This window comes from Hymenobacter caeli, assembly GCF_013294115.1.
GTDB classification, from domain to species: domain Bacteria; phylum Bacteroidota; class Bacteroidia; order Cytophagales; family Hymenobacteraceae; genus Hymenobacter; species Hymenobacter caeli.
In genome coordinates this window covers 65,885-86,286 of sequence record NZ_JABSNP010000006.1, presented here as the reverse complement: position 1 = coordinate 86,286, position 20,402 = coordinate 65,885, and the positions used below count along the sequence as shown (strand labels likewise).

The following is a 20,402-nucleotide window of genomic DNA, read 5'->3' as shown; positions in this document are numbered from 1 at the left end:
TTACGTAAGGCCGTGGTCGGCTTAAAGTGCCACTTCAGGCATTACAAAATAAAGCCGACTTGTGCAACCCGGCAAACCCGTGGGGCGGGCACACGAGGCCAAAATTTTGTACCCGTCGCAGAATCTTATTTCGCCATGAGGTCTCCAAACCGGGTTGGTTTTTCAAAAAATACCCCACCGGCTCGGTAAGGCAGCTTTTACTTTTTAGTAATTGAATAAATTAAATGCAAGTTTTATTAAAAAAAGACAAGTTTTTGACTAGTTCGCTTGGCAGCGTGGGGCTTTGGGGTTAGCAAGCAAGGAAGGGCCGGCTACTTTTGGCCGGTTCACCATCCTATACATCGATGAAATTATTCCGTAGTCCTGCTTCCGCTTTCGTTCTTCTCCTGTCGTTAACGCTGAGCTTGCCCGGCTCGGCCCGCTCGAAGCGGACGGCCCGGGTGCGGCACTCGGCGCACACGCACATGTGCAAGCACGTACTGGAGCCGCACGCCACCAGCGCCAACATGGTGCTGCGGGGGCGGGCTTCCTGGTACGGCAAGTACTTCCAGGGCATGGAGACGGGCAACGGCGAGCGCTACAACCGGTTTGCTTACACCTGCGCCCACAAAACGCTGCCTTTTAATACCCGCCTGCGGGTCACGAGCGTACTCACCGGCCACTCGGTGGTGGTACGTGTAAACGACCGGGGCCCCTTCCGCAACCGCCGCATCATCGACCTGAGCGAAAAAGCGGGCCAGGAACTAAACCTGAAAGAGCTGGGCGCGGCCACTATCGTGGCCGAAGTGGTAAGCCCCGACACCCCCCTGGGCCCCACCACCGCCCCCGACAACCTGCTGGCCCTGTGCCTGGGCGACCCGCACCCCCATGCCCCGTTCACAACCTACGAAGTGGCCCCCACCCCGGAGGTAGCCCCCGCCGCGCCCGTGGTTGCCGTGCCCGCGCCAACCGTTGCCCCGGCCTCGTTCTTGGTGCAGGTGGGCGAGTTTGCCACCCCCGTTGAAGCCCAGGCCGTGCTGGCTAAAATCCAGGCCCTTGACCCCAGCATGCACGTGGAGCTGGCCAACGACCTGCTCGACGGCCGCCAGCGCAGCCGCGTGCTGGTGGGCACCTTCGGCGAGCGGCCCCAGGCCGAAGCCGTGCGCCGCTGGCTGCTTGTCTGGGGCATTGGCGGACAGGTGCGCGAAGTGGCCCTGCGCTAAGTACGGGCACCCCGACGCGTCTTTTTCGTCGGCCGACAACGCAAGCGGCAACCGGATGCATGTCCGGTTGCCGCTTTTTTTGCGTTCCTGTGCCACATTTGCGGCAACGGGCCCCGGGCGGGGGCCGTACCTGGCTTTGCGCTTTTTCTTTTTACTGCTGCCCCGGCGGCCCCCTTTCGCTCTATGGCTTTCACGTTTCAACCTTACGCGCCCGCGCCCAAGTACAAGCAGGCGGCGGCGTATTTCTCGATGGAGTTTGCGCTCGACCAAGCGCTGAAAATCTACTCCGGCGGCCTGGGCTTCCTGGCCGGCTCGCACATGCGCTCGGCCTTTGAGCTGAAGCAGAACCTGGTGGGCATCGGCATCCTGTGGAGCTACGGCTACTACGACCAGGGCCGCAACCCGGACCGCACCCTGCGCGTGGACTACACCCAGAAGCAGTACTCGTTTTTGCAGGACACCGGGCTGGTGTTTCCCATCACCATCCACGGGGCCGACGTGCACGTGCGGGCCCTGTACCTGGCCCCGGAGACGTTCGGTACGGCCCCGATGTTTTTCCTGACCACCGACATCCCGGAAAACGACTACCTCTCGCGCACCATTTCGCACCACCTCTACGATCCGGACGCGGCGGCCCGCGTGGCGCAGTCGATTCTGCTGGGCGTGGGCGGCGGCAAGCTGCTCGACCTGCTGGGGCGCCCAACCGACGTGTACCACCTCAACGAGGGCCACGGCCTGCCGCTGGCCTTCTACTTATACGAGAAGCACGGCCGCCAACTGGCCGAGGTGCAGCGGCGCCTCGTGTTCACGACGCACACGCCCGAGCTGGCCGGCAACGAGGAGCGCCCGCTGAAGCTGCTGACGGACATGAGCTTTTTTGGCCCGGTGCCGGAAGCGGAAATCCGCCAAGTGGCCCGGCTCGACGGCACCACGCTCAACTACACCCTCACGGCCCTGCGCTTCGCGCACCGCGCCAACGCCGTGAGCAAGGTGCACGGCACGGTGGCCAACGAGATGTGGGGCCACTACGAGGGCATTTGCCCCATCATCCCCATCACCAACAGCCAGAACGGCACCTACTGGCGCGACCCGCAGCTGGCCGCCGCCCTCAAGGGCAAGGACGACGCGGCCCTGCTGGCCCGCAAGCGCGAGCTGAAGCAGGCCCTCTTTAAAGCAGTGGCCGACCAAACGGGCAACATTTTCGACCCCGACGTGCTGACCATCGTGTGGGCCCGGCGCTTCGCGGCCTACAAGCGGGCCGACTTGATTCTGCACCACTTCGAGCGCTTCGTGGCCCTGGCCACCAACGCCAAGCACCCCATTCAGATGATTTGGGCCGGCAAGCCGTACCCGCTCGACTACGGGGCCATCAGCGTGTTCAACAGCCTCATCTCCCGCACCAAAAACCTGCCCAACTGCGCCGTGCTCATGGGCTACGAGCTGGAGCTGTCGGCCGAGCTGAAAAAGGGCTCCGACGTGTGGCTGAACACGCCCCGCTACCCGCGCGAGGCCAGCGGCACCAGCGGCATGACGGCCGCCATGAACGCCTCGGTGAACGTGAGCATCGCCGACGGCTGGATTCCCGAATTTATAAAAGATGGGGAAAACGGCTTCGTGATTGCCCACGCCCCCGTGGAGCAGCCCGACAACGTGAAGGACGACGCCGAGGCCACGGCCCTGCTCGACATCCTCGAAAACCACGTGCTGCCCCTGTACTACGACCAGCCCAAGAACTTCCTCAAAGTGGTGAAAACGGCCATGAAAGACGTGGAGCCGGCCTTCGAAAGCGGCCGTATGGCCCGGGAATACTACGAAAAGCTGTACAAGATTTAAACCACGGATAGAATAGATTTTTTGTAGTTCTTCCGGTTTTCAAGTTCGTCATGCAAGTGTAAAAAGGAAGGCCACTCGATATGAGCGGCCTTCCTTTTTTGCCCCAATCAAACACCCCAATCACCAAGTTATGTCCGGCAGAAAGGTCACAACCACAAAAAATCCGTTAAATCCGTTAAAAATCCGTTAAATCCGTTAAAAATCCGTTAAATCTGTGGTCTTATGTGCGGCCGTTACACCTTCATTACCCCGGCCCCCGCGGCCGAGCAGCGCTTCGGGGCAAAGTTTGACGCGCCCGCACCGGCCACCTATAATGCAGCGCCGTCGCAGCGGCTGCCCGTTGTGACCAACGCCGCGCCGGGCCGCATCCAGCTGGTGGCCTGGGGCCTGGTGCCCAGCTGGAGCCGCGACCCCGCCGCGGGCCCCAAGCCCATCAACGCCCGCGCCGAGACGCTGGCCGAGAAGCCCAGCTTCCGGCAGCTGCTGGCGCGGCGGCGTTGCCTGGTGCTGGCCGACAGCTTCTTCGAGTGGCAGGCGCTGCCCGCGGGCAAGGTGCCGCACCGCATCCTGCTGCGCGACGAGGCCCCGTTTGCCTTCGCCGGGCTGTGGGACGAGTGGCTGGACCGCGCCACCGGCGAGCTGCACCCCACCTTCACCATCGTCACGACGGAGCCCAATGAGTTGATGGCCAAGCTGCACAACCGCATGCCCGTCATCCTGCCGGGCCCCGCCGCCGAGCGCGCCTGGCTCGACGACGGCCTGGGGCCCGCTGCCCACCAGCAGCTGCTGGTGCCCTACGACGCGGCCGCTATGCGCGAATACGAGGTTACGAAGCGCGTGAACTCGCCGGCCCACAACGACGCCGAGGTACTGGAAGCGGCGTAGCTGGGGCCGGGGTGGGGCCCCGCGGGTGCCCTCGCCCAGGCCCTGCTGCTTACCCGTTAGTGCCGCTTGGCTTCGCCCAAGCCCTGCTCGATGGTGCGGAAGGCTGGGTCGTTGGGCTTCAGCACCCGGTGCAGTTGGGTTTTGGCCAGGGCGAAATGCGGGTGGGCCGCGACGAGCTGCCCTTGCTGCATCAGTAAAATGCCCGTGTAGTAGTGCAGGTAGCCCTGGGCAGTGGGCGTGGGCGGGGCCGTGGGCAGCTTGCTGGTGAAGAAAGCCAGCAGAGCCGGGGCTTCGTTCTGCGCCTCGTAGATGTCCATCAGGTCGCGGTACACCTGGGCATTGTTGGGGTCGAGGCGAAACAGCTTGTCGGCCAGCGTCGGGGCCTGGGGCGAGTGGGCGGCAACGGCCGCAGCTACTTCGCCCCGAAGGGCCGCGTAGGGGCCGGCGGGGGCCGTGGCCGGGGGTGGCACTGCTCCGGGGGCCTGCGCCCAAAGCCGGGCGGGGGCCCCGGCCAGCAGCAGGCCAAAGGCAATCAAAACAGAACGCATGAAAACGGGGGCGAGGGAGCTAAACGAATCGGAGAGGCAAATAACCACCGTTTGCCCCAAGCCCCGCCCGGGCCCACCAAAAAGGCCCGCCGCCAAAATTGGCAGCGGGCCCTAAACAGCGCTAACAACTAGCAGCTAAAAGCCAGCAGTTCAAACCAACCTATTGCTGCTTGGCCAGCCACAGCGAGGCGTTGAGGTGCAGCGGGGCGTGGCTGGCAATTTCCGTCCAGCCGGGGTACACGGTGTTGCCGGGGCTGCCGGTGCCGTCGTCGGCCGGCGACGAGTCGGTGATGACGAAGACGCGGCCGGTGCCGAAGGTGCTCGTGGCGCACATGATGTTGGCGTTGCCCTGCGCCGAGCTGCTTTGCCAGATAAGCGGTTGGGCCTGCGAGCCGCTGGTTTTGGTGATGGTGGCCCCGTTGCTGAACTTGAGCTGCGACACGTTGCCCTGCGAGCCGTGCAGCACCACGTTGCTGCTGCTGGCCAGCACGTTGGTGGTAGTTTCGGAGATGTTCGTCAATGCAATGCTGTAGCCGAAGGGGTTGGCCTGCACCGAGTTGTTGGTCATCAGGTCGTTCCAGATGGCGGGCGAGTCGTAGCCGTCGTTGTTGCGGTCCGACACGTCGTGGTCGGAAATCATGAACAGGCCGCCGCCGTTCTTCACGAAGGTGACGATGGCCGTTTTCTCGCTGGCGGTGAAGAGTGTGTTGGGCTCATCGACCACGAACACGCTGTAGTTGCTCAGGTCCTGGGGGTTGGATGCGTTGCCGTAGGTGATGGCCGTGCCCGCGGGCAGGTTCTCCACGGTGTCGCCCAGCTTCACCAGGGCCACGCCCCACGAAGAGAGGGCCGCCGTCCAGTAGCTCTCCGCCGTGCTGCTGGTGATGCCGCTCTGGGCCGGGGTGGGAAAGCGCGGCACCGCGCCGCCGTCCACGTCGAGCACCCAGTCGGCGTTGCCGGCCGTTTCGGCGTGGCTGGCGTCGAACAGGAATTTCTTGCCCGTGGCGGGCGGGGTGGTGCCCCCGCCGCCGGTGCCGGCGTAGGTCTGCACCGTCAGGTTGTCGAAGTTGAGGCGGTTGGTGCCGCCGTCGGTTTTGCGGATTTGCAGGCGCACGGGGCCGGCCAGGTTCACGGTGAAGCTGGCCGTGGCCAGCGCGGTGCCGCTGCTGGTGACGGTGCTGCCCACCTTGCTAAACGACGAGCCGCTGTTGGTAGAAACCCACAGCTCCCAGGTGCCGGCCGCGTCGGTGCCGTAGCGGGCGTGGTCGAGGGTGACGACGCCGGCCCCGGCGGTGAGGTCGAAGTTCATGGTGAGCGTGCCGCTGTTGCGCACCCGGGCCGACTGGCTGCCGGTCTTCGCGTCGGCGCTGGCGGTGCCCAGCAGCGCGTCGTCGAACGTCCAGGTGCCCGAGGCCAGGGCCACGGTGGCGCTGGCGTAGGCCGCTTTGGAGCCCGTCTCGAAGGCCTCAGGGAAGCCTGCGGCCGCGGCGTTTTGGGCGGTGGCCTGGGCCGTGAGCACGGCGGGAGCCGTGTCGAGCTTGGCGCAGCCGCCCAGCAGCGTCAGGGCCGAAAACAGGGCCAGGGGACGAAACAAATGCTTCATTGAGAAGTAATTATGTGAAAATTTTGAGCTTGTACGGGACAAAGCTAGGGCGGTTGCGAAGCGTTGGAAGCAAGGTTAGCGCATGGTAATAAATTGTTAATCCGCGATGAATGAGGTAGACGAATGCCGGGGGCGGCTCCGGCCGGCTCCGGTTGGGCTTGCCCGGGCGCTTGCCCTTGCCTCGGGCAAAGCCCCGGCGTGCGTATTTTGCCGGCTAAGCAGTCAGGCGGCGTTAAACTAACATTGCATTATTGGCAACTCGTTGTTTATCCAAACAAGGACCGCTTAACGGCCCCTGCTAATAGCTAGCAGCTAAAAGCTAACCGCTCATTACCTATGCTGGCTTACCACGTCATGAAACCCATTGTGCAGGTGGCCCTGCGCGTTTTCTTTCGGCGCGCGGAAGTGCGGCACCGCGACCGGCTGGCGCTGCCGGGGCCCCTGCTGCTGGCCGTGAACCACCCCAACACCCTCATGGACCCGCTGCTGGTGGCCGCCCACATGCCCCGCCCGGCGGCCTTCCTGGCCAAGAGCACGTTCTTCAAAAACCCGGTGTCGAAGGCCGTGTTCGAGGCGGTGAACTGCCTGCCCATCTACCGCCGGCAGGACGCCGAGGCCGCCGCCACCGCCGGCGGCCAGGCCCTCAACGCCGCCCAGCTCCACGCCCAGAACGAGGCCGCCTTCGGCAAGTGCTACGACTACCTGGGGCAGGGCCGGGCCATCATGATTTTTCCCGAGGGCATCAGCCTGAACGAGCGCACGCTGCGGCCCCTCAAAACCGGGGCCGCCCGCATCGCGCTGGGGGCCGAGGCCCGGCACGACTTTCAGTTGGGGCTGCACGTGCTGCCCGTGGGCCTCAACTACTTCGACCCCACCCGCTTCCGCTCCGACGTGCTGCTGAACGTGGCCCCGCCCATCCGGGTGGCCGCCTACGCCGCCGCCTACGCCGCCGACCCCGACGCCGCAGCCGCGGCCCTCACCGCCGCCATCCAGGAAGCGCTGGAGTGGCAGCTCGTCGTCAGCCACGACGCGGCCGGCGACGCGCTGGCCCAGCAAATCGAGCACACCTTCGGCGACCACCTCAACCCCGACGACGACCCCGACACGCTCTACGACAACTTTCAGCTCAGCCGCACCCTGCTGCAAGCCGTGGCCTACTTCGCCCGGCACGACCCCGCTCGCCTCGCCGCCGCCCGCCCCCGGCTGGCGCACTACCTGGGGGCCCTGCACCGGCACGGCCTCGACGACGCGGCCCTCGACGCGCAGCGGCGCGGCCGGCTGGCCGGGCTGCTCAACCTGGCGCTGGGCCTGCCCGTGTGGGCCTACGGGCTGGTCAACAACTACTTGCCCTACAAATTGCCCGCGCTGGTGGCCCGCCGCGCCACGCCCACCGAGCCCGAGTTCCGGGCCGCCGTGCTGATGGGCGTGGGACTGGTGGTGTTCCCGCTGTGCTACGCCCTGCAAGCTGCGGCCGTGCAGCACTGGCTCGCGCACCGCTGGTGGCTCACGGCCCTCTACGTGCTCAGCCTGCCCGTCAGCGGCTTCTACGCCCTGGGCTACGGGGCCGAGCTGGCCGCCCGCCTACGGCGGCTGCGGGCCCTGCGGCTGTTCCGGCGGGCCCCGGCCGAGGGGGCCGCCCTGCTGGCCCAGCGGGCCGCCCTGCTCGCCGACCTGGAGGACGCCCGGGCCCAGTACCTGGCGCAGGCGTGAGGCGGAAAAAAACGAAAAAAAGTGCCCGCAAGCTCGTCTGTGCAGGTTTTTTTGGGCAACGCCCGGTCCGGGGGCCCGTTTAAGCGGGTAGTCCGGTGGGCGGTGGGAGTAGGCGGGGGCCGGACGGGTTGGCCAAACGGCGTCCGGTTACCGGCCGCTGCGCGCCCCCCACCGGACCACCCGCCGCTACCCGGCGGGTTCACCCAAAAAAACGATTAGCAAGATGAGCGAAGACAGCAACGTGAGCCGGCGCAAAGCGCTGAGCGGCTTGGGCGTGGGCCTGGCCGCCGCGGCCGCGGCCCCGATTTTGGGCGTGCAAGCGGCCCCCCTGGCCCTCGGCGCGGCCCCGGCCCCGCTCCAGGACCCGACCACCAAGTACCCCCGGCCGCCGTTCAAGGGGCAGTCGCAGCCCTGGCCGGGCCTGGCCAGCCAGATGGACCCCCGGCCCGACCACGGCGAAACCAGCTACAAGGGCTCGGGCCGCCTGGCCGGCCGCAAGGCCCTGATTACCGGCGGCGACTCGGGCATGGGCCGCGCCGCTGCCATCGCCTACGCCCGCGAAGGGGCCGACGTGGCCATCAACTACCTGCCGGCCGAGGAGGCCGACGCCAAAGAGGTCATCGCCCTCATCAAGGCCGCCGGCCGCAAGGGCCTCGCCATCCCGGGCGACCTGCGCGAGGAGGCCTTCTGCCAGCGGCTGGTGGCCGAGGCCGTGCGCGGCCTGGGCGGGCTCGACATCGTGGTGAGCAACGCGGGCCGGCAGCAGGCCCACGAATCCATCCTCGACATCTCGACCGAGCAGTTCGACTGGACGATGAAGACCAACCTCTACGCGCCCTTCTGGATCATCAAGGCGGCCCTGCCGCACATGCCGCCCGGTGCGGCCATCATCGCCACCACCTCCGAGCAGGCCTACGACCCCTCGGCGAACCTCTACGACTACGCCCAGACGAAGGCGGCGACCATGAACTTCGTGAAGTCGCTGGCCAAGCAGCTGGGGCCCAAGGGCATTCGGGTGAACGGGGTGGCCCCGGGCCCCATCTGGACGCCGCTGCAAGTAAGCGGCGGGGCCACGCAGGAAAAAATAAAAAATTTCGGCGGGGACACGCCCCTGGGCCGGGCCGGGCAGCCGGCGGAATTGGCGTCCATCTACGTGCAGCTGGCCGCCAGCGACGCCAGCTACGCCAATGGCCAGGTGTACGGCTCGGCGGGCGGCAAGGGCCAGCCGTAGGGCCCTGGGTATTTTTTGAAACGTAAAAAAATGAAAGCAGCGGAGGATTCCTTCGCTGCTTTCGTGTGTAAGGCCGGCCGGTATTGCCCCACGGCCGTATGCTGCGGAAGTAGGCTGCCCGGCTTCCTTGCTCATCCAACGCGCCGGGTTGTGGGCGAACTTGCGCTCCATTCGCCACTTATTGCCCGCCGATGCCCGACGCTCCCTCCCATTACACGCAAGCCTTGGCTTGGCTCGACCAGCAGGTCATCCGCCCGTTTTACACGGCCCGGGTGCGCCGGCTCATCTTACAAAGCGTGCCGTTCTGGGTGGCTTCGCTGCTGACGGGCCTGATGGCGGTGGGCTACGAAAAAGTATTTGGTTGGGCCGAGCGGGTCAGCTTCACCTGGCTGGGCCGGGCCCCGTGGCTGGCGTTCGGGCTCACCCCGTTGGCCTTCGGGCTGTCGTGGTGGCTGGTGCGGCTGGCCCCGGCCGCGCGGGGCAGCGGCATTCCGCAGGTGATGGCGGGCATCGAGCTGTCGACCCCCGCCCGCCACCGCCACACCGATTACCTGCTGAGCCTGCGCGTGGCCGTCGTGAAGGTGCTGAGCAGCGTGGTGCTGCTGCTGGGCGGCGGCGTAATTGGGCGCGAGGGCCCCACGATCCAGGTGTCGGCCGCCATCTTCCGGGCCATCAACCGGTTGCAGCCGGCGGGCTGGCCGCAGCTCTCGCGCCAGATTGCGCTGGTAACGGGCGGGGCGGCCGGCCTGGCGGCGGCCTTCAACACGCCGCTGGGGGGCATCGTGTTCGTGGTCGAAGAGCTGACCCAAATCCACCTGAGCCAGTTTCGGATGGCCGTGTTCACGGCCGTTATTATCGCCGGGCTCACGGCGCAGGAGTTTTTGGGGCCGTACCTCTACCTGGGCTACCCCAAAATTACTTCGCCCGGGGGCTGGGTGCTGGTGGTGCTGGCGGCGGTGGCCGGGGTGTGTGGCCTGGCCGGGGCCCTGTTCGCCAAAAGCCTGCTGCTGCTCAACGCCTACCGCAAGCGGTTCACCACGCTGGCGGCCCAGGCGGGCTGGGTGCTGGGCTGCGGGCTGGCGCTGGGCACGCTGGCCTATTTCGTGGGGGCCGAGGGCGTGGGCACGGGCAAGCCCATCATCAACCGGCTGCTGTTCCAAAACAACGGCCTGACGCCCTGGTACTTGTTTCCGGTGCGGTTTGCCGGCATGGCCCTCAGCTACAGCAGCGGCGGGGCGGGCGGCGTGTTTGCCACCTCACTCAGCGCGGGGGCCATCCTGGGCGACGGCATAGCCCGGCTGGCCGGCGTGGCCGTGGCCGACCGCAACATCCTGATTCTGGTGAGCATGGTGAGCTTCCTCACCGGCGTGGTGCGCTCGCCGTTCACGGCCGCCATCCTGGTGCTGGAGATGACGGACCGCCACGGGGCCATCTTTCAGCTGCTGCTCAGCGGCTTGCTGGCCCAGGGCGTGGCCGCCCTCGTGGACAAGCACTCGCTCTATGAGCACCTGAAGGCCGGTTTCGTGCGCGAAACGATGGATCAGCGCCGCCCGCCCGCCTCCGCCGAAGCCCCGCCCGCGCCCGCCGAAGCCCCGCCCACCCCGTAGCCCGGGCCCGCGCCCGGCCGCGCTCAGCCCGCCAGGGCCCCCGCTGCCAGGGCCACCCCCACGAGCACCACGGCCGGCACCCGCTCCCAGAGCAGCAGCAGAAACGTGGTGCCCACCAGCAGCGGGTTCAGCGGCACGGCGCCGACGGGGCCTACGTGCCAGTGCCAGGGCAGGGCCAGCAGGCGGTCGGGCAGGGGGTGGTAGAGCAGCAGCGTGGCGGCGCAGACAAGCCCGGCGCTCACCGCGTTGATGCCTTCGAGCGAGGCTTTTACGATGCGGTACTGCCGCAGCCGCTCCCAGAAGCGCAGCACGAAGAATATCAGGAACGTGCCCGGCAAAAAGATGCCCGCCGTGCCCACCAGGGCCCCCAGCACCTGCCCGGCCGGGCCGGCCCCCGCGGGCCGCATGGCCAGGGCCCCGATGTAGGCGGCGATGGAAAAGTTGGGCCCCGGCATGAGCTGCACCACGCCCAGGCCCGACAAAAACTCGGGGGCCGTGAGGTAGTGCTTGAACTCGACGAACTCGGCGAACAGCAGCGGGGCCAGCACCTGCCCGCCCCCGAACACCAGCGAGCCGTTGCGGTAGAAGTTCTCGAACAGGCGCACCGGCAGCCAGTGCGTGTAGTGGCCCAGCAGGGCGGCCCCCAGCAATATGCCCAGCCACAGCCCAAAGTTGGCCCATTCCACCTGCAAGGGTTTTTTATCGGTTTCGATGGCGTGCTTGCGGTAACGCGCCGTGGTCACGGCCCCGCCGGCCAGCAGCAGCACCGGCAGCACCCACGGCAGCTGGAAGAAGTACGCCAGCATGGCCGAGGCCACCACCAGGGCCACCGCGGTCTTGGTTTGAATGACCTTCTCGCCAATCCGGTACGCCGAAAACGCCACGAAGCCCACCGCCACCGGCTGCACGAACTGCACCAGGGCCCCCACCCGCGCGGCGTCCAAGTGGCTGAGGGTGAGGCCGGCCAGCGTCATGAGCAGCGTGGCCGGCGTAATCCAGACCAGCAAGGTGAGGTAGGCCAGGTTGGGCCCGCCCAGCCGGTAGCCAATCACGGTCACGGTTTGGGTGGAGGTGGGCCCCGGCAGCAGGGCGCACAGGGCTTGCAGCTCCAGCAGCTCGGCGGCGCTCAGGTAGCGGCGCTTTTCCACCAGCAGCCGGAACATCATGGCCAGGTGCGCCGAGGGGCCCCCGAAGGCCGTGCAGGCCAGCGCGGCCACGTCTTTCAGGAAAATGAAGTTCCGCGTCCGGCGCAGGCGGCGGCCCGTGCGCCGCAGCGGGGCCAGGGGCACGGGCAGGAGGGGGGCATCGGCAGAGGGCAGCACAAGCGGGTGGGGCAGGGAACGGCCGCCGAAGGTAGGGCCGGGCCGCCGGTTGGCCGGCCGGGTTTCGGGCCCCGGCTAAATCATTTTCATCACCCAGCGCAGCGGCAGCCACTTCATGGCGCGGGCCATCAGGCCCCAGGGCCAGCCGGGCACGAAGGCCTGCACCGGCTCGCGCTCAATGGCCTTCACCAGGGCCCGGCAGCCGGTTGCGGTGTCCACCATGAACGGCGTGCTCTTTACCCGGGCGTTGATTTCGGACCGGATGTAGCCTGGGTACATGATGCTCACCTGGATGGGCGAGCCCAGCAAATCGGCCCGGATGCCCTCGGTGAGGGCCGCCAGGCCGGCCTTGGTGGCGGCGTAGGTAGTCTGGGCCCGGGGCATGCCGCGCATGGCCGTCACCGACGAAATCGTAACCAAGTGCCCCGCGTTCTGGGCCCGAAACACTTCCAGCGCCGCCTCGCACTGGGCCAGCGCGGCCACGAAGTTGGTTTGGGCCGTTTGCACGTTGGCGTAGAAGTAGCCCGTGCCCAGCGAGGCCCCTTTGCCCATGCCGGCGTTCACAATCACGCGGTCCAGCGTGCCCAAATCCGCCTTAAAAGCCCGGAACACCTCGAATACCTGGTCGTGGTTGTTCACGTCCAGGGCCCGCACAAATACCTTGATGTTCGGGTGCGCGGCTTCCAGCTCGGCTTTCAGTCCGTCGAGGCGGTCGGTGCGCCGGGCGCACAGGGCCAGGTTGCGGCCCATGCGGGCGTATTCGCGGGCCATGCCTTCGCCCAGGCCCGAGCTGGCCCCGGTAATGAGAATGTTTTGGCGGGTGGTCATTGGGGTGGGAATTTGTATTGCTGTGATAAGAATTGAACGGTCATGTCCCGGCTGCGCTCGACATGACCGTTCTCTTGATATGACGTTTTCTTGTGGCCGTCAATAGTTCTGTTTCATGGCGCGGCGGCAGCGCCAGTGCAGGTAGTGCACAAAAATCCAAAAGTTCTTGAAGGACGGGTTGCGGGTCTGTTGGTGGTGGTAGCGGTAGTAAATCTGCTGCGCGATGGCCGAGAGGCGGAACAGGCCATACACTTCGTAGAAGGCCCAGTTTTCGGGCCGGAAGCCGGTTTTCTCGCAGTAGTAGGCCACCACTTCTTTGCGCGTGAGCATGCCCGGCAGGTGGGTGGGCTGGCGGCGGGTGGCCTGGGCCAGGAAGTCGTCGTCGGCCTGCACCCAGTAGGCCAGCAGGTTGCCCAGGTCCATGAGCGGGTCGCCGAGGGTGGCCAGCTCCCAGTCCAGGATGCCCAGGATGCGCGTCGGGTCGGCCGCGTCCAGCACCACGTTATCGAACCGAAAATCGTTGTGCGTGATGCAGATGCGCTCCTGGCGGGGCTGGTTCGCTTCAAGCCAGGCCGTAATGGCGCGGCCCCGGGGCACATTCCAGGTGCGGGCCTGGGCGTAGCGCTTGCCCCAGCCCGTGATTTGGCGCTGGGTGTAGCCGCTGCCGCTGCTCAGGCCGGCCAGGCCGGCGGCCTGGTAGTCCACCTGGTGCAGGGCCACGAGGGCGTCGAGCACGTTCAGGCAGAGCTGGCGCACGGTGGCGGGCGGCAGCACCAGGCCCCGGGGCAGGTTCTTGCGCGGGATGATGCCGGCCACGCGCTCCATCACGTAGAAATCAACCCCGATAACAGACGCGTCCTCGCAGTACGCCACCATCGCGGGCACGTAGGGAAACACCGGCTTCAGCGCCTGCTGCACGCGGTACTCGCGGCCCATGTCGTGCGCCGACTTGGCCTTGGTGCCGGCCGGCGGGCGGCGCAAAATCAGGTCAGCGTTGTCGTACTCCAGCCGATAGGTCCAGTTGGAGGCCCCGCCGGCGTACTGGGTCACGCGCGGGGCCCCGCGCAGCCCGGGCCGCTGCTGCTTCAGCCAGGCGTCCACGGCGGCCGCGTCCAGCGCCTCGCCGGGCCGCAGCGGGCCGGCCGTGTCGAGGAAGCGGGGTGCGATTTCGGGGCTCATGGGCGCGGCGCGGCGGGTTTGTACTTCGCTAGCTCCACCCGCGCCACCATCGCGCGGTGCACCTCGTCGGGGCCGTCGGCCAGGCGCAGCACGCGGGCCACGGTGAAGAGGGCCGTAAGCGGCACGTCGAGCGACACGCCGGCCCCGCCGTGAATCTGGATGGCGGCGTCCACCACCCGTTGCAGCACGTTGGGGGCCACCACTTTGATGGCCGAAATCTCGCTCATGGCCGCTTTCACGCCCTGCGCATCAATTTTCCAGGCCGCGTACAGCGTCAGCAGGCGGGCCTGGTCGATGGCCATGCGCAGGTCGGCCACGCGCTCGAGGTTGCCGCCCAGGTGCAGCAGCGGCTGGCCGAAGGCCGTGCGCGCCAGCCCCCGCCGCACCAGCAATTCCAGGGCCCGCTCGGCCGCGCCGAGGCAGCGCATGCAGTGGTGGACGCGCCCGGGCCCCAGGCGGCCCTGGGCAATGGCGAAGCCCTGGCCCAGCCCCACCAGCAAGTTGCTTTTCGGCACCCGCACGTCTTCAAACCACACTTCGCCGTGGCCGTAGGGCGGGTCAAACTCGCTGAAGCTGGGCAACATGCGCTGGATGCGCACGCCCGGCGTGGGCAGCGGCACCAGCACCATGCTGTGCCGGGCGTGGGGCGCCGCCGCGGGGTCCGAAAGGCCCATGAAAATGGCCAGCCGGGCGTCGGGGTGGCCCAGGCCGGTGGCCCACCACTTCTTGCCGTTCAGCACCAGCGCGTCGCCTTCCGCGCGGATGGTGGCCTGCAGGTTGGTGGCGTCGGACGAGGCCACGTCGGGCTCGGTCATGCAGAACACCGAGCGGATGTCGCCGGCCAGCAGGGGCCCCAGCCACTGCTGCTTCTGAGCGTCGCTGCCGAAGTAGTGCAGTACTTCCATGTTGCCGGTGTCGGGCGCGTTGCAGTTGAACACGGCGGGGGCCAGCAGGCTGCGGCCCATTTCCTCGGCAACGGGGGCGTACTCCAACGTGCTCAGGCCCGCGCCGAGCGCAGCATCGGGCAGGAATAGATTCCAGAGGCCGGCAGCCTTGGCCTTGGTTTTCAATTCTTCAATAACCGGCAGTACCCGCCAAGTGTGCCAGTCGCCGCCCGGGTTGGCGGCCAGGTTTTCCTGGTGGTAAGCCGTTTCCACGGGCGCAATGTGCGCGGCCACGAAGGCCCGCACGCGGGCGAGGTAGTCCTGGGTTTTGGGGCTGGGGGTGAAATCCATTGGCGGAGGCGTGGGGCTTTCACGCAGGGTTTCGCAGGGTTAACATCGCAGGGTTTCGCAGCGAAGGTTGCTAGGATAGCACGCCGCTGTCGATAACCAGCTGGGTGCCGTTGGTGTAGCTTGAATCGTCGGAGGCCAGGTAAATGAACGCCTTGGCCACTTCTTCGGCCGTGCCCAGGCGCTTCATCGGGCTGGCGGCAATCATCTGCTGGCGCTGGTCGGGGTTGGCGTCTTTGATGAGCGGCGTGTCGATGTAGTAAGGGCACAGCGCGTTCACGCGCACGTTGCGGCGGGCAAATTCCTGGGCCGCCGTTTTCGTCAGGCCCAATACGCCGTGCTTCGAGGCCACGTAGGCGCTCAGGCCCGGGGCCCCCTTCAGGCCGGCCAGCGACGACATGTTGACAATCACGCCGCCGCCCTGCTTCATAAATTGCGCCAATTCGTGCTTCATGCACACGAATACGCCCGTCAGGTTCACGTCTAAAATGCGCCGAAACGATTCCTCGCTGGTTTCCAGAAAGCTGAAAAAGCCCTCGCCGATGCCGGCGTTGTTCAGGGCCACGTCGAGCCGCCCGTACTTCGCCACGGTAGCGGCCACGGCCTGCTGCACGTTGACCGGGTCGGTCACGTCGAGCGGCACGAAGAAGCCGTCGCGGCCGGCGGCCTTCACCTCGTCCAGCGCGGCCTGGTAGTCGGAGCCGGGCAAGTCGGCGATGACGACCTGGCCGCCTTCCCGGGCGGCGGCCGCGGCGGCGGCGCGGCCCAGGCCCGAGGCCCCGCCGGTGATGAAGACGACCTTGTTTTCGAGTTTTTTCATGGGTGGGAATTTGAATTGTTCAACGGAGCGCCTCACCCCCGGCCCCCTCTCCGAAAAAGAGAGGGGGAGATAGACGATTGCGAACGCACCTTTTTTTAATAAATCAACTCTTGAACGCACCCCCTCTCCTTTTCGGAGAAGGGGCTGGAGGGTGAGGCGCTTCGTTGAACGGCTCCCTAAAACCACGCCTCCTGCATGTCCACCGTCACGGCGTTGGCCGATTGGAGGCGCTTGGCTAGGCCGGGCGCTTTCACCAGCTCGTACTCGTAGAAGTACTGGGCGGCCATGAGTTTGCCGCGGTAGAAATCCTGGTCGGCGGCGTGGGCGGCGGGCAGGGCCTGCTGGGCCACCGTGGCCTGCCGCAGCCACTGCCAGGCCACTACTACCAGGCCGGCCAGCTCCAGGTACAGCGTGGCGTCGGCAAGGAACCGCTCGTGGTCCCGGGCAGCCACGGCCAGCAGGTGGCCGGTCACCTGCTGCCAGGTGCCCACGGCTTTGGCGAGCTGCGCGGCCAGGCCGGCCAGCTCCGGGTGGGCCCCGGCCGCGGCCCCGGCGGCCTGCATCTCGGCCAGCAGCAGGCCCACGGCCCGGCCGCCGTGCTGCGTGATTTTGCGGCCCAGCAGGTCGAGGCCCTGGATGCCGGTGGTGCCCTCGTGGATGGGGTGGATGCGCGACTCGCGGAAAAACTGCTCCACCGGAAAATCGGTGGTGTAGCCCGCCCCGCCGTGCACCTGAATGGCCGCGCTGGTGCTCAGCACGCCCATTTCCGAGGGGTAGGTTTTGGCAATGGGCATCAGCAGGTCGAGCAGCAGCTCGGCATTTTCTTTTTCCGCACCCTCCGCCACTTGGGCCACGTCCATGTAGTAGCTGCACTGGAGCAGCAGGCCCAGGGCCCCTTCCATCGTCGCTTTCTGGAAGAGCAGCATCCGCTTCACGTCGGCGTGCCGGATGATGGGCACCTGGGGCTGGGCCACGTCGCGGCTGGCGATGGGGCGGCCCTGGGGCCGGGCCCGCGCGTACTCCAGGGCGGCGTGGTAAGCGGCCGTGCCGATGGCCGCCGCGCTCACGCCCACCGCCAGCCGGGCCTCGTTCATCATCTGGAACATGTAGCTGAGGCCCTTATTCGGCTCGCCCACGAGGTAGCCGCGGCAGTCGTCGGCCCCGCCAATCATCAGGTGGGCAATGGGGGCCCCCTTGCAGCCCAGCTTGTGGTAGATGCCGGCCGTCACCACGTCGTTGGATACCAAATCGGCGGGCGTTTCGAGGCCGGTGGGCAGGCCCTGGGCCACGCGCTGGCGCGGCACCACAAACAGCGAGATGCCCTTGGCCCCCGCCGGCCCGCCCTTTATTTTGGCCAGCATCAGGTGCACCACGTTGTCGCAGGCGTCGTGGTCGCCGGAGGAGATGTAGATTTTCTGCCCCCGCATCCGGTAGTAGCCGTCCGCCGTGGGTTCGGCCGAAGTTGTAATATCCGAGAGCGAGCTGCCGGCGTCGGGCTCGGTGAGGGCCATGGTGCCCTGCCACTGGCCGGCGTACATCGGCGGGGTAAAGGCGGCCGCCAGGGCGGGCGCGGCGAAGCTGCGCAGCAGGTTGGCGGCCCCCAGCGTGAGGAAGGGCGGCACGCTGGCCGAGTAGTTGGTGGCCTGCATGGCAAACACGGCCGCGCTGTACACCACGTGCGGCATTTGCTGGCCGCCTTCTTCGTAAGGAAACAGGGCCGAAATCCAGCCGTCTTCCCCGAAGCGCTGGATGATGGGCCGCACGCCGGGGTGCAGCCGGATGGTGCCGTCCACGAGCTGCGGCTCCCGGCGGTCCAGCTCCGTGAGCAGGGGCCGCAAGAGGGTTTCCGCGAACTGGCCGGCCGTGTCCAGCACCAAATCAATCGAGCCGCGGTCGTGGTCCTGGAAGTACGGGAAGCGGGCTAGGGCCTCGGCGTGCAGCACCTCGTGGAGCTGAAACGCCAGGTCGCGGCGGGAATAAGCGGGCGTGGCCATGCGGAAAACTAACGGGTGGGAGGGATGGTAAAAGTACCCGCCCGCCGCACCCGCCCCAATGACCTAGGTTAAGAAATGCCCCCGGGTTTTGCCGGCGCTCGCGGGCGCAACGGCCCCCGGTGCGGGGCCGGCCCGCTCAGCTCCCGGCCCGGGCGTGGCACGGCCCCGGGGGCGGGCCAGCCGTCCGCGGCCACCCCGCGGGGTTTCAACCCCTCCCGCCGCTGCGGCCCGGAGCAAACCCGCTCCGCTGCGGTTTTAGGTGCGCGGTGCGCGGGCAAAAAAAGCTTCGGTTCCGCCGCCAGCCCCCGGCCCGGGGCCCGCCCTGCGGCACGGCCCCGGGTGATAAAGACGGAAAAGAGTAATTAAAAAGTATTTTTAGTTTTCATAAATACTTATCTATTTGTTGATTATGTAATCAAGCCGTTAGGCGGGGCCGGAGAGATGCAGGAAAATAATATCGTGCCGCAATCCGGCGGGCCAAGCTCCGGCGTAGGTGGGTCATCAATTCCAAACCCCTACCACTTTCTTTTACTCTGATGAAAAAGACTCTGTTTTCCCTGGCTGCGGCCGCCCTGCTGAGTGCTGGTATTTCAACCGCTGCCTCGGCCCAGGCCACGATGACTCCTGGCACCGTGATGGTGGGTGGCGCACCCATGTACCCCACGAAAAATATCATTGAGAACGCCGTAAACTCGAAGGACCACACCACGCTGGTGGCCGCTGTGAAAGCCGCGGGCCTGGTAGAGACGCTGCAAGGCCCCGGTCCTTTCACCGTGTTTGCTCCCACCAACGAGGCTTTCAACAAGCTGCCCGCCGGTACGGTGGAAACCCTGGTGAAGCCCGAGAACAAGGAAACGCTCACCAAAATCCTGACCTACCACGTGGTAGCCGGCCGTATGACTGCGGCTGACCTCAAGAAAGCCATCAAAGCGGGCAAAGGCAAAGCCACCCTCAAAACCGTGAGCGGCGGCACCCTGACGGCTATGATGAAAGGCCCCAAAACCATCGAGCTGAAAGACGAGAAAGGCGGCACGTCGACCGTGACCATCGCCGACGTCATCCAAAGCAACGGCGTGATTCACGTTGTCGACACCGTGCTGATGCCTAACTAAGCACCGCTTAGCACCGGTTGAAAACCCCGCTGGCCCCTGGCCGGCGGGGTTTTTTTGGGCTCGCACGGGGCCCCGGGCTAGCGGCAGCCCTGCCCGTAGGCCGGGCCGGCGTAGGCGTAGCCCAGGGCCAGCGCCCGCCGAAAAAACTCGCAGGCCGCCGCCGGCTCGCCCAGGTGCTGGGCCAGGCGGCCCAGCAGGAAATGCGTCTGGCCGTCGCGCGGGCGCACCAGCAGCGCGGCTTCGTAGGCGGCGCGGGCGTCGGCGTAGCGGCCCAGGGCGGCCAGGGCCAGGCCGCGCAGCTGCAAGGCCCGCCAGGGCTGGGGCCGGCCCGGGGGGCCCTGCCGCAGGCTGCGGTCGAAGTCGGCGAGGGCGGCGGCGGGGTGGCGCAGGTCCAGCAGGCGGCCCCGGCCCCTGGCCAGCCAGGCCGGGGCCAGGGCCGAGTCGAGGGCCAGGGCCCGCGAGTACTCGGCGTCGGCCCGGGCGGGGCGGTCCAGCTCGGTTTCGCAGCGCCCCAGGTAGTAGCGCAGGCGGGCCGCCACGGCGGGCCGGGCCGGCTGGAGCAGGGCGGCTTGCAGGTCGGCCCGGGCCCCGGCGGGGTCGTGGGCCACCAGCAGCTTCAGCTCGCCGCGGCGGCGCAGGGCCGCGGCGGCCGTGGGCCGGAAATCGAGGGCCTGCTCAAACTCGTTGTAGGCCGTGGCCCAGTCGCCGGCGGCGTAGGCCGCGATGCCGTCGCGGTAGTGGGCGTTGGCCGTCACGCGGTCCATCGTGGCCTTCACCGACAGGCTGAACAAGGTGGTGGCGGCCAGAAAGGCCAGCGTCAGCAGCCAGTCGCGCCGCACGAAGCGGGCCCGCTGGCGCGGAATGGTTTGGTAGTGCCGCTCGCGGCTGCCGGCGGGCGGGCGGGTGCGCAGCGGGGCCGGCGGCGGCATGGGCACCCCGTACACGTGCTGGCCGGCGGGGCGGTACTGCTGCTGGCGGCGCTCTTCGTCGGCGCGGCGCACGGCCTGGGCCAGCTGGAAGTCGTAGGTGGCCCGCCGGCCGGGGTCGCCCAGCACGCCGTAGGCCCGGGCCACGGCCTTGAATTCCTCTTCGTAGCGGGTGTCGCCGCCGTGCTTGTCGGGGTGGTAGCGCACCACCAGCTGCCGGTAGGCACGCTTCACGTCGGCGGCCGACGCGGTGGGGGCAACGCCCAGCACCTGGTAATGGGTTTGGCTCACGAGAAAACTGGAAACGCAACGGGCCCGGGGCCCCCGGCACACGCAACACCAAAGCAAGGCGAGGAGTTGCGTGTGCCCC

Annotated in this window: 16 protein-coding genes; 7 read left to right on the top strand and 9 right to left on the bottom strand. The window is 67.3% G+C overall.

Annotation, left to right across the window (positions count from 1 at the left end; all coding sequences use genetic code 11):
- The first annotated feature begins 344 nt into the window (after positions 1 to 344).
- From HNP98_RS08215 to HNP98_RS08205, 3 genes are all read left to right on the top strand, one after another.
- On the top strand, positions 345 to 1,202 hold the full coding sequence (locus HNP98_RS08215) for an SPOR domain-containing protein (RefSeq protein ID WP_173809584.1): 858 nt from the start codon (positions 345 to 347) through the stop codon (positions 1,200 to 1,202).
- Between the two features lie 183 nt (positions 1,203 to 1,385).
- Complete coding sequence (gene glgP, locus HNP98_RS08210; RefSeq protein WP_173809583.1) at positions 1,386 to 3,035, top strand: alpha-glucan family phosphorylase; 1,650 nt, start codon at positions 1,386 to 1,388, stop codon at positions 3,033 to 3,035.
- Positions 3,036 to 3,257: 222 nt separating this feature from the next.
- Positions 3,258 to 3,920: an SOS response-associated peptidase gene (locus tag HNP98_RS08205; RefSeq protein ID WP_173809582.1), complete on the top strand. Its 663-nt coding sequence runs from the start codon at positions 3,258 to 3,260 to the stop codon at positions 3,918 to 3,920.
- 56 nt (positions 3,921 to 3,976) lie between these two features.
- Here HNP98_RS08205 and HNP98_RS08200 read toward each other — a convergent pair whose 3' ends face one another.
- Both HNP98_RS08200 and HNP98_RS08195 read right to left on the bottom strand, forming a co-directional pair.
- Positions 3,977 to 4,468, bottom strand: coding sequence for a tetratricopeptide repeat protein (locus HNP98_RS08200; RefSeq protein ID WP_173809581.1), 492 nt, complete (start codon positions 4,466 to 4,468; stop codon positions 3,977 to 3,979).
- Between the two features lie 160 nt (positions 4,469 to 4,628).
- Positions 4,629 to 6,071: a hydrolase gene (locus HNP98_RS08195; protein ID WP_173809580.1), complete on the bottom strand. Its 1,443-nt coding sequence runs from the start codon at positions 6,069 to 6,071 to the stop codon at positions 4,629 to 4,631.
- 336 nt (positions 6,072 to 6,407) lie between these two features.
- Here HNP98_RS08195 and HNP98_RS08190 point away from each other — a divergent pair, with 336 nt between their 5' ends.
- From HNP98_RS08190 to HNP98_RS08180, 3 genes are all read left to right on the top strand, one after another.
- Entirely contained in the window at positions 6,408 to 7,781 is a 1,374-nt protein-coding gene (locus HNP98_RS08190) for a lysophospholipid acyltransferase family protein (RefSeq protein WP_173809579.1), read from the top strand.
- Between the two features lie 223 nt (positions 7,782 to 8,004).
- Positions 8,005 to 9,012, top strand: a complete 1,008-nt coding sequence (locus HNP98_RS08185) for an SDR family oxidoreductase (protein ID WP_173809578.1) — start codon at positions 8,005 to 8,007, stop codon at positions 9,010 to 9,012.
- A 191-nt stretch (positions 9,013 to 9,203) separates the two neighbouring features.
- On the top strand, positions 9,204 to 10,619 hold the full coding sequence (locus HNP98_RS08180) for a chloride channel protein (protein WP_173809577.1): 1,416 nt from the start codon (positions 9,204 to 9,206) through the stop codon (positions 10,617 to 10,619).
- A 23-nt stretch (positions 10,620 to 10,642) separates the two neighbouring features.
- Here the strand turns inward: HNP98_RS08180 and chrA are convergent, their stop codons facing one another.
- The 6 genes from chrA to HNP98_RS08150 form a co-directional block, all read right to left on the bottom strand.
- Positions 10,643 to 11,941, bottom strand: a complete 1,299-nt coding sequence (gene chrA, locus HNP98_RS08175) for a chromate efflux transporter (RefSeq protein ID WP_317171066.1) — start codon at positions 11,939 to 11,941, stop codon at positions 10,643 to 10,645.
- Positions 11,942 to 12,016: 75 nt separating this feature from the next.
- On the bottom strand, positions 12,017 to 12,769 hold the full coding sequence (locus HNP98_RS08170; protein WP_173809576.1) for an SDR family oxidoreductase: 753 nt from the start codon (positions 12,767 to 12,769) through the stop codon (positions 12,017 to 12,019).
- A 99-nt stretch (positions 12,770 to 12,868) separates the two neighbouring features.
- Entirely contained in the window at positions 12,869 to 13,948 is a 1,080-nt protein-coding gene (locus HNP98_RS08165) for a phosphotransferase family protein (RefSeq protein ID WP_173809575.1), read from the bottom strand.
- The gene (locus HNP98_RS08160) at positions 13,945 to 15,183 is read right to left on the bottom strand and encodes an acyl-CoA dehydrogenase family protein (protein ID WP_173809574.1); all 1,239 of its coding nucleotides are present in this window, start codon (positions 15,181 to 15,183) and stop codon (positions 13,945 to 13,947) included. The genes HNP98_RS08165 and HNP98_RS08160 overlap by 4 nt, the downstream gene beginning before the upstream one ends.
- 70 nt (positions 15,184 to 15,253) lie before the next feature.
- The gene (locus HNP98_RS08155; protein ID WP_173809573.1) at positions 15,254 to 16,000 is read right to left on the bottom strand and encodes an SDR family NAD(P)-dependent oxidoreductase; all 747 of its coding nucleotides are present in this window, start codon (positions 15,998 to 16,000) and stop codon (positions 15,254 to 15,256) included.
- A gap of 176 nt (positions 16,001 to 16,176) precedes the next feature.
- A complete protein-coding gene (locus HNP98_RS08150) occupies positions 16,177 to 17,994 on the bottom strand; it encodes an acyl-CoA dehydrogenase (protein WP_173809572.1) in 1,818 nt (605 codons plus the stop codon).
- Positions 17,995 to 18,530: 536 nt separating this feature from the next.
- On the opposite strand from HNP98_RS08150, the gene HNP98_RS08145 reads away from it, so the two are divergent.
- Entirely contained in the window at positions 18,531 to 19,106 is a 576-nt protein-coding gene (locus tag HNP98_RS08145; protein WP_173809571.1) for a fasciclin domain-containing protein, read from the top strand.
- A gap of 77 nt (positions 19,107 to 19,183) precedes the next feature.
- Here the strand turns inward: HNP98_RS08145 and HNP98_RS08140 are convergent, their stop codons facing one another.
- A complete protein-coding gene (locus HNP98_RS08140; protein WP_173809570.1) occupies positions 19,184 to 20,323 on the bottom strand; it encodes a J domain-containing protein in 1,140 nt (379 codons plus the stop codon).
- Positions 20,324 to 20,402: the final 79 nt, after the last annotated feature.

Bases quoted from the DNA above. Each gene is read 5' to 3' on its own strand.
- HNP98_RS08215 (WP_173809584.1), top strand. From the start codon at position 345: ATGAAATTATTCCGTAGTCCTGCTTCCGCTTTCGTTCTTCTCCTGTCG.
- glgP (WP_173809583.1), top strand. From the start codon at position 1,386: ATGGCTTTCACGTTTCAACCTTACGCGCCCGCGCCCAAGTACAAGCAG.
- HNP98_RS08205 (WP_173809582.1), top strand. From the start codon at position 3,258: ATGTGCGGCCGTTACACCTTCATTACCCCGGCCCCCGCGGCCGAGCAG.
- HNP98_RS08200 (WP_173809581.1), bottom strand. From the start codon at position 4,468: ATGCGTTCTGTTTTGATTGCCTTTGGCCTGCTGCTGGCCGGGGCCCCC.
- HNP98_RS08195 (WP_173809580.1), bottom strand. From the start codon at position 6,071: ATGAAGCATTTGTTTCGTCCCCTGGCCCTGTTTTCGGCCCTGACGCTG.
- HNP98_RS08190 (WP_173809579.1), top strand. From the start codon at position 6,408: ATGCTGGCTTACCACGTCATGAAACCCATTGTGCAGGTGGCCCTGCGC.
- HNP98_RS08185 (WP_173809578.1), top strand. From the start codon at position 8,005: ATGAGCGAAGACAGCAACGTGAGCCGGCGCAAAGCGCTGAGCGGCTTG.
- HNP98_RS08180 (WP_173809577.1), top strand. From the start codon at position 9,204: ATGCCCGACGCTCCCTCCCATTACACGCAAGCCTTGGCTTGGCTCGAC.
- HNP98_RS08170 (WP_173809576.1), bottom strand. From the start codon at position 12,769: ATGACCACCCGCCAAAACATTCTCATTACCGGGGCCAGCTCGGGCCTG.
- HNP98_RS08165 (WP_173809575.1), bottom strand. From the start codon at position 13,948: ATGAGCCCCGAAATCGCACCCCGCTTCCTCGACACGGCCGGCCCGCTG.
- HNP98_RS08160 (WP_173809574.1), bottom strand. From the start codon at position 15,183: ATGGATTTCACCCCCAGCCCCAAAACCCAGGACTACCTCGCCCGCGTG.
- HNP98_RS08155 (WP_173809573.1), bottom strand. From the start codon at position 16,000: ATGAAAAAACTCGAAAACAAGGTCGTCTTCATCACCGGCGGGGCCTCG.
- HNP98_RS08150 (WP_173809572.1), bottom strand. From the start codon at position 17,994: ATGGCCACGCCCGCTTATTCCCGCCGCGACCTGGCGTTTCAGCTCCAC.
- HNP98_RS08145 (WP_173809571.1), top strand. From the start codon at position 18,531: ATGAAAAAGACTCTGTTTTCCCTGGCTGCGGCCGCCCTGCTGAGTGCT.